The sequence below is a fragment of the Brevundimonas sp. genome (genome assembly GCF_003248455.1).
GTDB lineage: Bacteria > Pseudomonadota > Alphaproteobacteria > Caulobacterales > Caulobacteraceae > Brevundimonas.
Window position 1 is genome coordinate 55,077 of record NZ_QFNM01000006.1, and the last position, 11,828, is coordinate 66,904.

The window sequence follows — 11,828 nt, forward strand, 5'->3', positions numbered from 1 at the left end:
GGCGGCTCGAGGGAAATGCCGCCCCATCCCTTTCTTCCGGCCGTCCCACCCCCATCTAGCCCCCATGCCCATCGCCCGCCTCGACAGCCGCGCCCTGATCGCCGTGACCGGCCCGGAGGCCAGACCCTTTCTGCACAATCTGCTGACCCAGGATGTCGAGACCCTGGGCGAGAACGAACTGCGGTTCGGCGCCCTGCTCTCCCCGCCCGGCCGGCTGCTGTTCGACCTGTTCGTCCTGGGCCAGGCCGACGGCGTGCTGCTGGACGTCGCGGCCGCCCGGCGCGAGGCCCTGATCCAGCGGCTGTCGATGTACAGGCTCCGCGCCCAGGTCCAGGTCGCCGCCGACGACCGCCCCGTCTTCGCCGCCTGGCCCGATGCGCCCGACGGCTTCATGATCGATCCGCGCACGCCCCTGATGGGCGGCCGGCGTTACGGCGAGGCGACGCCCGACGCCGCCGAAGCCGACTATGACGCCCATCGCCTGTCGGTCGGCGTGCCCGACCCCGCCGCCGACGCCCCCCAGGACAAGACTTATCCGATCGAGGCCGATTTCGACCTGCTGAACGGCATCGACTTCCACAAGGGCTGTTTCGTCGGCCAGGAGACGACCTCGCGCATGAAGCGGCGCGGCGCGATCAAGAACCGGATGCTGCCGCTCGATTTCGACGGCCCGCCCCCCGCCTTCGGCGCCGAGGTGCTGAAGGGCGAACTGCGCGCGGGCGAGGTGCTGTCGGGCCGGGACGGTTCGGTCATGGCCCTGCTGCGGATCGACCGGCTCGACGGCGACCTGACGGTGGACAGCCGCCCGGTGCGCTTGCGCAAGCCCGCCTGGATGGGCGAGGACATTCTCCCTTCCTCCGACGCATGAGACCTCCGCCATGAAGCTCGCCGACCAGATCGTCCTCGTCACCGGCGGCGCGCGCGGCGTGGGCGCCGCCTGCGTCCGCGCCTTCGCCCGCGAAGGCGCTCGCGTCGTCGTCAACTGGCGCGCCAGCGGCGAGGCGGCGAACGCCCTGGCCGCCGAGATCGGCGACCGCGCCGTCGCCCTTCAGGCCGACGTGACCGACCGCGCCGCCGTGGACGCCATGGTCGCCGCCGCACGAGACCGTTTCGACGCCCCTGTGACCACTGTCGTCAACAACGCCCTGGACTACAGCTTCAACGGCGACGCGCGGTCCCAGATGACCGCCATCGGCTGGGACGAGATGGACCGCCAGTTCTCGACCGTGGTGCGCGGCGCCCTGAATCTGATCCAGGCTACGGCGCCCGGCATGGCCGCCGGCCGGTTCGGCCGCGTGATCAACATCGGCACCAACCTGTTCCAGAATCCGGTCGTGCCCTATCACGACTACACCGCCGCCAAGGCCGCCCTGCTCAGCCTGACCCGCACCGCCGCCGGCGACCTGGGGCCGGACGGGATCACCGTCAACATGGTCTCGGGCGGCCTCTTGCGCACCACCGACGCCAGCGCCGCCACCCCCGAGGCCGTCTTCGACCTGATCGCCGGCATGACCCCGCTGCGCAGCGTCACCACCCCGCAGGAGTTCGCCGACGCCGTCCTCTTCTTCGCCAGCCCTTGGAGCCGTGCGGTGACGGGTCAGAACCTGGTGGTCGACGGCGGCCTAGTTCGAGACTGAAATGGCGCCGCGGGCCGGTCGTGCGACGCGCATGTCGCCCTGGGTTCGTCCTGCCGCCGCCCCAGGATGCGATCTGGGGCAAGGGACGGCTCTCTGTCAGTCCCGCCGCTTTTTGCGGCCCTTGGTCGTCGCCGCGGGCGCATGGGCAAGGCGCAGCAGATTGGCGGCGCCGGGCGCCCCGAACGGCGTGCCCGCCAGGATCAGGATGCGCTGGCCGGGCTGGGCCAGGCCGTATTTGACCGCGCTCTCGACCGCATCGTCGGTGACGGCCTCCAGCGAATCCGGCTGATCGCCCAGGCGCGGCTCCAGCCCCCAGACCAAGGCCAGGCGGCGCGCGGTGTTGGGGTTGGGCGTCAGCACCAGGATCGGCTTCAACGGCCGTTCGCGGGCCATGCGCCGCGCCGTGCCGCCCAGGGTGGTGAACACCACCAGACAGCCGGTCGAGGGGGCGTTGGCCGCCATCGCGGCGGCGCCGACCAGGGCGTCCACATCGTGTTCGTCCATGCCGGCATGTTCGGCGCCCATCAGGCTGGGCCACATCGGATCGCGTTCGACCCGCTCGATGATCCGGCTCATGATGCCGACGGATTCCAGCGGATAGTCGCCCGACGCTGTCTCGGCCGACAACATCAGGGCGTCGGCGCCCTCGTAGACGGCGTTGGCGACATCGGTCGCTTCGGCCCGCGTCGGCGCCGGGGCGCTGGTCATGGATTCCAGCATCTGGGTGGCCACGATCACCGGCACGCCGCGATTGCGGGCCGCGCGGACGATCTCCTTCTGGGCGACCGGCACTTCTTCGGGATCCATCTCCACGCCCAGGTCGCCGCGCGCCACCATGACCCCGTCGCAATAGTCCAGGATGGCTTCCAGGTCGGCCAGGGCGGCCGGCTTCTCGATCTTGGCCAGGCAGGCCGCCTGACCGTTCACGATCCGCTTCAGCTCGGCCATGTCCTCGGGCTTCTGCACGAAGCTCAGCGCCACCCAGTCCACACCCATCCGCAGGGCGAAGGCCAGGTCCTCGCGGTCCTTGGGCGTCAGGGCCGAGACCGGGATCACCGCCTCGGGCACCGCGACACCCTTGCGGTCCGACAGTTTCGAGCCGCTCTCGACCGTCACATCGGCCCAGTCGTCGGTGCGATCTCCGACGCGCAGGCGCACCCGCCCGTCGTCCAGCAACAGCAGCATCCCCTTGCGCAGGGCCTTGAAGATTTCCGGGTGCGGCATCTGCACCCGCGACGCATCGCCCGGCGTCGGATCCAGGTCGAAGCGCATCGTGTGGCCCGGTTTGACGGCAATCTCGACATCCTTGAACCGACCGAGCCGCAGCTTGGGCCCCTGCAGGTCGGCCAGCACGCCCAACGGCCGCTGCAACGCCATCTCGGCCCCGCGCACGGCCTTCAAGGCGGCGGCGTGGTCCTCGTGCGAGCCGTGGCTGAAGTTCAGGCGAAACACATCGACCCCGGCCTGAGCCAGCGCCTTGACGGTGCTGGGCGCGCGGCTTGCGGGGCCCAGGGTCGCGACGATGCGGGCGCGGCGGGCTCGATTCATGAACGTTTCCTTATTGGCGCTCAGAGGCGATTTGTCCCTTACTGCCCATGAAAATCGTTTCGCGTAAGGCCGCCTTCCCCTCGGGAAACATGAGTTGAGGCTCCCGAAACAGGAGTTTATCGCGCCGGTGTCAAGGCTGTCGCCGGGCAATCCGCCACCGCAAATCCGTTCAGGTCGATGCAGCGGCCCTCGACCGGGGGCGCGGCCACGCCGATGACGTGCGCCAGGGTCGGGGCGATGTCGATCGTGCGGATCGGCAGGAAGCGCTCCTCGGGCTTCGCGCCGGGCCACCAGAAGATGATGGGGACGCGGCGGTCGAATTCGAACGGGGTGCCGTGTCCGCTCAAAGTGCCGCCGACACGGCCGCCGCCGTTGACGTTCTGGGCCAGGGCGAACTGGATGTCGGGCGAACGCTCGGCCACGGTCGACAGGCGCATCCGCTCGCGGATCGTCATCATCTCCGGCTGGCGGCTGTCGGGGATCGCTTCGGCCAGCAGGCGGTCGCGGGTCTCGGCGAAGGCGACGTCGGGCAGTCCGCGCAGCATCTCTACGGCGGCCTCGGCGACCTGGGTCCGCAACGGGTCCGGCAGGGATTTGCGCTCGGCGTCGGCGACCATCAGGCCGCTGCCGCCCGCCTGAAGCGGGTCGGCCGCCAGGTCGAACCGCGTCTTCAGGGCCGTGTTGACCGCCTGGATCGCATCCGTATCCAGACGCCGCGCGTGGGGATAGCCTTGGGCGTGCAGACGCTCCACGAAGTCCGAGCCGCCATGGTCGGCCGTCAGCACCACCAGGACGCCGCCCGGAACCTGGGCCAACTGGTCCAGAAGAGCGCCAAGCGCCACGTCCAGGCGGTGCATCTGTTCGCACATCTCGGGCCCCTGGGTGCCATAGGCATGGCCGATGCGGTCGGTCGCAGACAGGCTGACGCCCAGCATGTCCGTCGCCGTCCCCTGCCCCAGCTTCTGCGTCTCCAGCAGATATTCGGCGGCCTTCAGCGTCTGTTCGTCCAGCAGCGGCGTGTTGTCGAACGCCAGCTTGGCGGGCGGCAGCTGCGAATGGAAGGTCTGACCGCGGATGATCCAGTCCCCGGCCAGGGCGCGGCATTCGTCGTTCCGATAGTCCCAAGTCACCGGATTGGCCGCCAGCCAGGCGTTGAAGGCGCGATTGAAGCCGGCGACGGGCGCCAGTTTGCGCTCGGCCGTCTGGCCCGGCTCGACATAGGTCGTCAGTCCGAAGCCGTCGGTGAACCAGAAGGCCTGGCCCTGATGGCCCGCCAGATTGATGGCGCCGCGGTCCTTGCCCGAAACGCCGAACACCTTGCTGTCCGGGCTGACGGCCTTCAGCCAGTCGCCCAGCGTCGTGGCCTGGAGCTGTTCGGTTCCGACCGGTCCGTTGTCCGTGTCGTCGCGGCCGTGGGCCAGGTGGTTGCGCGCGGAGGCCAGGCAATAGACCTCCTTGCCCGTCCTGGCGTCGATCCAGTCGTTCGCCGGAAGGCCGGTCTCGACCGGATGCATCCCGGTCAGGACGGTGGAGTGGCCGGGGCAGGTCTCGGTCAGACCATGGGTCTGATAGCCGTTGATCGACACCAGCCCCTGGTCGGCCATGCGACGCAGGCCGGCGGTGTAGCGACCGCGATACTGATCGAACAGATTGGCGCTGAACTGGTCGACCACGATGGTCACGATCAGCTTGGGCGGCGCCAGGGGCGCGGCCGACGACGCCGGCTGAACCGAGTTCGGAACCGATCCCTGAACTCGAGCCTGAGCGACGCCCGCCATCGACAAGGCGCCCAACACCGCCAGGGCGGCGCGACGCGACACGGATTTGGCCAGGGACATAGACGACACTCCAACGACAGGCTAGCGGCCTCTAGCGGCTGCGGATTGCATCTGCATGACAGGCGCGAAGACGCGCCCGCCCCTAATGCGTTTCCTCGCCGCGCAGGCGCCCGACCTGATGAACGATCAGCACGACCAGCCCGCCGACGATCAGGCCCGCGACAGCCGAGACCGCAGCGGTCGTCAGCCAGCCCGTCACCGCGCCCAGCGGCCCGCTCGCCTGGGCCACGGCGTGGGACAGATGCTCCAGCGGCGCAGCCGGCCAATGCAGGCCCAGCGTATGCGACCCGTGGACCAGGATGCCGCCCCCGACCCACAGCATGGCCGCCGTCCCGATGGCCGACAGGGCGCTCATCACCACCGGCATCCCCTTGACCAGGCCGCGCCCCACGCCTCGCACCCCGGCGCTGGGGCGTTCGGCCAGGGCCAGGCCGATGTCGTCCATCTTCACGATCAGCCCGACCGCTCCATAGACGGCCACCGTCATGGCGACCCCGACCACCGCCAGCACCGCCGCCTGCGTCAGGATCGGCTGGGCCGCCACATCGGCCAGGGCGATGGCCATGATCTCGGCCGACAGGATCAGATCGGTGCGCACCGCCCCCGCCACCGTCGTCTTCTCCAGGGCCGCCGCATCGCCGGTCTGGACCCTGTCTTCGCCATGACCGCCGCCGCCAAGGGCCTCCAGCAGTTTCTCGGCGCCCTCGAAGCACAGATAGGTCCCGCCGCACATCAGGATCGGCGTGATGGCCCAGGGCGCGAAGGCGCTCAACAACAGCGCCGCCGGCAGGATGAAGATCAGCTTGTTGCGGAAAGACCCCAGGGCGATCTTGCCGATGATCGGCAATTCGCGGCTAGGAGACAGGCCGGCGACATAGCGCGGCGTCACCGCCGCATCGTCCACCACCACCCCCGCCGCCTTGGTCGAGGCCTTGCCGGCGGCGGCCCCGACATCGTCCAGCGAGGCGGCGGCCAGTTTGGCGATGCCGGCGACATCGTCCAGCAGCGCGATCAATCCAGAAGGCATGGTCGGTCAGTCTTCCCGGTAAGGCGGAATGTTGACGCCCTGCGATTTCAGATAGGATTTGATGTTGCGCGCGGCCTGGCGGATGCGCTGCTCGTTCTCGACCAGGGCGATGCGGACGAAGCCCTCGCCGTTCTCGCCATAGCCGACGCCCGCCGCCACCGCGACCTTGGCGTGGGTCAGAAGCTGTTTGGAGAACTCCAGGCTGCCCATATGGGCCAGCGCCGGCGGCAGCGGCGCCCAGGCGAACATGGAGGCGGCGGGTTTGGGAATGTCCCAACCCGCGCGGCCGAAGCTGTCGATCAGCACGTCGCGGCGACGGTGATACAGTTTGCGGTTCTGCTCGACGATGTCCTGCGGTCCGTTCAGCGCCGCGCAGGCGGCCGCCTGGATCGGCGTGAAGGCGCCGTAGTCGAGATAGGACTTCACCCGCGCCATGGCCGCGATCAGCTTCCTGGCGCCGACCGCGAACCCCATGCGCCAGCCCGCCATGCTGTAGGTCTTGGACAGGGAGGTGAATTCGATCGCCACGTCCTTGGCGCCCGGAACCTGCAGGATCGAGACCGTCGGCTTGCCGTCGTAATACAGTTCCGAATAGGCCAGGTCGCTGATGATCCACAGGTCGTTCGACTTGGCGAAGTCCACGACGCGCTCATAGAAGGCCAGGTCCACGGTCTCGGCCGTCGGGTTCGACGGATAGTTCATCACCAGAATCTTGGGCCGGGGCACGGTGAAGGCCATCGCCCGCTCCAGCGCCTGGAAATACTTTTCGTCCGGCGTGGTCGGCACGCTGCGGATCGCGGCCCCGGCGATGATGAAGCCGAAGGTGTGGATCGGATAGGAGGGATTGGGCGCCAGGATCACGTCGCCCGGCTCGGTGATGGCGGTGGCCAGGCTGGCCAGACCTTCCTTGGAGCCCATGGTGACGATCACCTCGGTCTCGGGGTCCAGATCGACGCCGAAGCGGCGGCCATAGTAGTTGGCCTGGGCGCGACGCAGGCCCGGAATGCCCCGCGACGCCGAATAGCCGTGAGCGTCGGGCTTGCGCGCCACCTCGATCAGCTTGTCGATCACATGCTGGGGCGGCGGCAGGTCGGGGTTGCCCATCCCAAGGTCGATCACGTCCTCGCCCGCCGCACGGGCCGCCGCGCGCATCGCATTGGTCTCGGCGATGACATAGGGCGGCAACCGCTTCATGCGGTAGAATTCTTCGGACATGACAGGCTCGGCGTTCGGGATGGCGGGCCGACGGATGGCCCAGCCAGCGATTAGCGCGCCTGGCGCCGCCCGCACCAGCATCAAAGGCGGTTTTTTACCCCGCGGACCAACGAATCCTGGCGCCCGCGAACGATCCAGGCCTCAGACAACCCGCGCGTGGCGGTTGGCCGCCGGGACGGCCGTCGGATCGAAGGCGGCGCAGACGGCGCGGACGAAGGGCCGGCCCTGGGGGGTGACGCTCAGCCGCCGGCCGTCGACCTCGATCAGGCCGTCCTCGACGAACCGCGCCAGCAGGCTCCAGGCGCCGGCCACGCTGTCGGCCGCGCAGCCCAGGCGCGCGGCGACCTCGGCCACATCGACGGCGAAGTCGCACATCAGCCGCTCGATGATCGCGGCCACGAAGGCGTCATGCGCGCTGAGCGCCACGCCCCGCGCCGTCGGCAGTCCCCCGGCCGACACGGCGGCGCGCCAGTCCCGCTCCTGCGACAGGTTCTGGACATAGCCGTCCGGCGTGCGGCTGATCGAGGAGACACCCAGGCCGATCAGTACAGGAGCCTGGTCGGTGGTGTAGCCTTGGAAGTTCCGCCGCAGCCGGCCCGCCCGCTGCGCCGCCGCCAGGCCGTCGTGCGGCAGGGCGAAATGATCCAGCCCGATCGCCGTCCATCCCTTGCTGGTCAGATAACGCGCGGCCGCCTGGCTTTGCAGGAAACGCGCAGGGGCGTCGGGCAGGTCGGCGTCCTTGATCAGCCGTTGGTGCGGCTTCATCCACGGCACGTGCGCATAGCCGAACAGGGCGATCCGTTCGGGCCGCAGGGTCGTGACCAGGCCCAGGGTGGTGACGACGTTCTCCACCGTCTGACGCGGCAGGCCGTACATCAGATCCAGGTTCAGCGAGACCAGTCCCTGCGCCCGCAGCGCCTCGGCCGCCCAGCGGATGGTCTCGAACCGTTCGGGACGATTGACCGCCGCCTGAACGTCCGGCGACAGATCCTGCACCCCCAGGCTGGCGCGGCTCAAGCCGATCCGGCCCGCCGCCTCGACCCATTCCGGCGTCAGCACCTCGGGGTCCAGTTCGGCCGCGATCTCGAAACAGTCGCCCAGGTCGAACCGGGCGGCCAGGCCGGCGAACAGACGCTCGAGGTCGGCCGGCGCCAGCATGTTGGGCGTGCCGCCGCCCAGATGGATCGAGCCGACGCGAACCGGCCGCCCGATCCGCTTCAGGACCAGATCCGCCTCGGCCAGCAGCAGGTCGACATAGCTGGCGATCACGCTTTCGCGGTTCACCGCCCGGGTGTTGCACCCGCAATACCAGCACAGCCGCTTGCAGAAAGGGATGTGAAGATAGAGCGACACCGCCTGATCCAGCGGCGCGCGCGCCAGCCAGCCGCCCCACTGTTCGGCCCCGACGGCGGGCGTGAACTGCGCCGCCGTCGGGTAGGAGGTGTAGCGCGGCGCATTGGCGTCGTAGCGGGCGATCAGATCGCCTGAAGACGCGGCAGGCGACGGCGCGACGGGGCTAGAGAGGGACATCGCCCTCTTTCGAGGCGTCGGGCGTGGACAGGCCGGCGTCGCCCTCGTCGAACAGGTGGAACTCGTGCCACAGCCCGTTCAGCACGCCGAAACCGACGGCCAGGCCAAGCCCCAGGATCCAGGAAAAATACCACATGGTTCTAATCTCCTAAGGCTCAATACAGGTCGGGGTTGGTCTTCAGCGCCGCCGTCGAGGTCCGTCCCCACAGCACCCGATAGACCCAGGCGGTGTAGATCAGGATCAACGGCAGGAAGACGACCGTGCACAGCAGCATGATGAACAGGGTCAGATGGCTGGACGAGGCGTTCCATACCGTCAGGCTGGACTGCGGATTGACCGAGCTGGGCAGGATGAAGGGGAACATCGACAGACCGACGGTGGAGATGATGCCCACCGTGGACAGGGACGACCCGCCGAAGGCGAGGCCCGCGGACCGACGCCACATTCCGACCAGGCCCATCGCCGCGCCCAGGAAGCCCAGGGCCGGCGCGATCATCATCCAGGGATAGCGGCCGTAGTTGTCCAGCCAGGCGCCGGGCGCGGCCTCGACGGTCGTGCGCAGCGGGTTGGAGAAGCCGTTCACGTCCAGGGCGCCGGTGATCCGGTAGCCCAGGCCGCCGAAAGCGACATACAGGCCGCCGGCCGCGAACAGCACCAGGGCCAGGACGCCGGCGATGGTGCCGAAGGTGCGGGCGCGATCCAGCACCGGCCCGCGTTCTGCCTTGACCGACAGCCAGGCCGCGCCGTGCAGGACCAGCATGGCCACCGACAACAGGCCGGCGATCAGGCTGAAGGGAGTGAACAGGCCCAGCAGGCTGCCGTCATAGAAGGACCGCAGGTCGCCATCCAGGTGGAAGGGCGCGCCCAGGAGGACGTTGCCGACCGCCACGCCGAACACCAGGGCCGGCACGAAGCCGCCGATGAACAGGCACCAGTCCCAGAACGACCGCCATTGGGGCGACGCCCGCTTCGACCGGTATTTGAACGACACCGGCCGCAGGATCAGCGCCGACAACACCAGGAACATGGCCAGGTAGAAGCCCGAGAAGCTGACCGCATAGACGAAGGGCCAGGCGGCGAAGATGGCGCCGCCGCCCAGGATGAACCACACCTGGTTGCCTTCCCAGGTGGCGCCGACGGTGTTGATCACCATGCGGCGCTCCTCGTCGGTCTTGGCGACGAAGGGCAGAAGGGCGCCGACGCCCAGGTCGAAACCATCGGTCAGGGCGAAGGCGATCAGAAGCACGCCCAGCAGCGCCCACCAGATCAGGCGAAGCGTGGCGAAGTCGAGGGGAAGATCCATTGTCGGATGTCCTAAAGGTCTTGTGTCAGGCCACGGCGGGCGCGGGAGCGCGCTCGGCCGGCGCTTCGGGGCTGGGTTCGCCGAACGTCTCCTGTTCGTGGAACGGCCCCTTCTTGATGGCGAACAGCATCAGCCGCACCTCGACCACCGCCAGGGCGCCGTAGAGCAGGGTGAAGCCGACGATGGTGGCCCACAGCTGCGGCACGGTCAGGGAAGATGCGCCCAGGAAGGTGGGCAGCACGCCTTCCACCGCCCAGGGCTGGCGTCCGACCTCGGCCAGTATCCAGCCGAATTCGGCCGCGATCCACGGAAGCGGCATGGCCAGCACGGCCAGGCGCAGGAACCAGCGCGTGTCGTGTTTACGCAGGGTGCACAGGACGAAGGCGGTGGCGAACAGGGCGATCATGGCGAAACCGACGCCGGCCATGATGCGGAACGACCAGAACAGCAGCGGCACGTTCGGCACCGTCTCCCACGCCGCCTGCTGGATCAGCGCAGGCGTGGCCTGGCGCGGGTCGGCGACGTGGCGCTTCAGCAGCATGGCGTAGCCCAGGTCGCGACGGTGCGTCTCGAACACGCCGCGCGCGGCCATGTCCTGCGGGTTGGCCTTGACCTTCTCCAGGGCGTCATAGGCGATCACGCCGGATTCGATGCGATCCTGAGCCGTGGCCACCAGTTCGAAGATGCCCTCCACCGGCTTGTCGATGGTGCGCGTCGCGATCAGGCCCATGACCCATGGCACATGGATGCCGAAGTGGGTCTCGCGGTCCTTCATCGAAGGTATGCCGACCAGGGTCAGACCGGCCGGCGCCGGCTCGGTGTGCCACATGGCCTCCAGGGCGGCCAGCTTCATCTTCTGGTTGTCGGTCAGGGCGTAGCCCGACTGGTCGCCCAGAACGACGGCGGACAGGGACGCCGCCAGGCCGAAGGCCGAGGCCACCGTCATCGACCGCTTGGCGAAGCCGACATGCTTGCCGCGCAGCATATAGAAGGCCGAAACCCCCAGGACGAAGACGGAGGCGATCACGTAACCGGCCGAGACCGTGTGGACGAACTTGGCCTGGGCCACCGGGTTGAACAGCACGGCCATGAAGTCCGTCACCTCCATCCGCATGGTGTCGGGATTGAAGGCGGAGCCCACGGGGTTCTGCATCCAGCCGTTGGCGATCAGGATCCATAGGGCCGACAGATTGGTGCCCAGCGCCACCATGAAGGTGACGAACAGGTGGGCGTGCGGCTTCAGCTTGTCCCAGCCGAAGAACATCAGCCCGACGAAGGTCGCCTCCAGGAAGAAGGCCATCAGCCCTTCGATGGCCAGCGGCGCGCCGAAGATGTCGCCGACATAGTGGCTGTAGTAGCTCCAGTTCATGCCGAACTGGAACTCCATGGTGATGCCGGTCGCGACGCCCAACACGAAGTTGATGCCGAACAGCACGCCCCAGAAACGGGTGATCGTTCGCCAGATCGGCCGCCGGGTCATCACATAGATCGACTCCATGATGACCAGCATGAACGACAGCCCCAGGGTCAGGGGCACGAATAGAAAGTGATAAAGGGCCGTCAGCGCAAACTGCAGCCGGGACAGGTCGACGACCGCGAGGTCGATCATGGCTTTGCTCCGTCACGCCAGCCCGGTCGCCGGCGTTTCCACCGCCCTAGAAGGCCGCCAGACGGGTCGCCTTGATCTCGATCAAAGCGAACTCTGACGCAGGACCCTAGTGGACTATTC

At 68.6% G+C, this 11,828-nt stretch carries 10 protein-coding genes; 2 read left to right on the forward strand and 8 right to left on the reverse strand.

The window, feature by feature from the left end; all coding sequences use genetic code 11:
* The first annotated feature begins 64 nt into the window (after positions 1-64).
* Both DI624_RS03900 and DI624_RS03905 read left to right on the forward strand, forming a co-directional pair.
* On the forward strand, positions 65-868 hold the full coding sequence (locus tag DI624_RS03900) for a folate-binding protein (RefSeq protein WP_291536124.1): 804 nt from the start codon (positions 65-67) through the stop codon (positions 866-868).
* A 10-nt stretch (positions 869-878) separates the two neighbouring features.
* Positions 879-1,637 (forward strand): 3-oxoacyl-ACP reductase, encoded by a 759-nt coding sequence (locus DI624_RS03905; protein WP_291536126.1) that lies wholly within the window; start codon positions 879-881, stop codon positions 1,635-1,637.
* Between the two features lie 96 nt (positions 1,638-1,733).
* On the opposite strand, the gene pyk is transcribed toward DI624_RS03905, so the two are convergent.
* The 8 genes from pyk to DI624_RS03945 form a co-directional block, all read right to left on the reverse strand.
* The gene (gene pyk / locus DI624_RS03910; protein WP_291536127.1) at positions 1,734-3,185 is read right to left on the reverse strand and encodes a pyruvate kinase; all 1,452 of its coding nucleotides are present in this window, start codon (positions 3,183-3,185) and stop codon (positions 1,734-1,736) included.
* A gap of 116 nt (positions 3,186-3,301) precedes the next feature.
* A complete protein-coding gene (locus DI624_RS03915; protein WP_291536128.1) occupies positions 3,302-5,023 on the reverse strand; it encodes an alkaline phosphatase family protein in 1,722 nt (573 codons plus the stop codon).
* A gap of 82 nt (positions 5,024-5,105) precedes the next feature.
* A complete protein-coding gene (locus tag DI624_RS03920; RefSeq protein ID WP_291536130.1) occupies positions 5,106-6,050 on the reverse strand; it encodes a DUF808 domain-containing protein in 945 nt (314 codons plus the stop codon).
* A 6-nt stretch (positions 6,051-6,056) separates the two neighbouring features.
* Positions 6,057-7,265, reverse strand: coding sequence for an LL-diaminopimelate aminotransferase (locus DI624_RS03925; RefSeq protein WP_291536132.1), 1,209 nt, complete (start codon positions 7,263-7,265; stop codon positions 6,057-6,059).
* Positions 7,266-7,406: 141 nt separating this feature from the next.
* Positions 7,407-8,795, reverse strand: coding sequence for an oxygen-independent coproporphyrinogen III oxidase (gene hemN, locus DI624_RS03930; RefSeq protein ID WP_291536134.1), 1,389 nt, complete (start codon positions 8,793-8,795; stop codon positions 7,407-7,409).
* Positions 8,782-8,931, reverse strand: coding sequence for a cytochrome bd-I oxidase subunit CydX (gene cydX / locus DI624_RS03935; RefSeq protein ID WP_017504187.1), 150 nt, complete (start codon positions 8,929-8,931; stop codon positions 8,782-8,784). Before cydX ends, hemN begins: the two co-directional genes overlap by 14 nt.
* A 19-nt stretch (positions 8,932-8,950) precedes the next feature.
* On the reverse strand, positions 8,951-10,099 hold the full coding sequence (gene cydB / locus DI624_RS03940) for a cytochrome d ubiquinol oxidase subunit II (RefSeq protein WP_291536139.1): 1,149 nt from the start codon (positions 10,097-10,099) through the stop codon (positions 8,951-8,953).
* Between the two features lie 25 nt (positions 10,100-10,124).
* Positions 10,125-11,705, reverse strand: a complete 1,581-nt coding sequence (locus DI624_RS03945) for a cytochrome ubiquinol oxidase subunit I (RefSeq protein ID WP_291536163.1) — start codon at positions 11,703-11,705, stop codon at positions 10,125-10,127.
* Positions 11,706-11,828 lie beyond the last annotated feature (123 nt).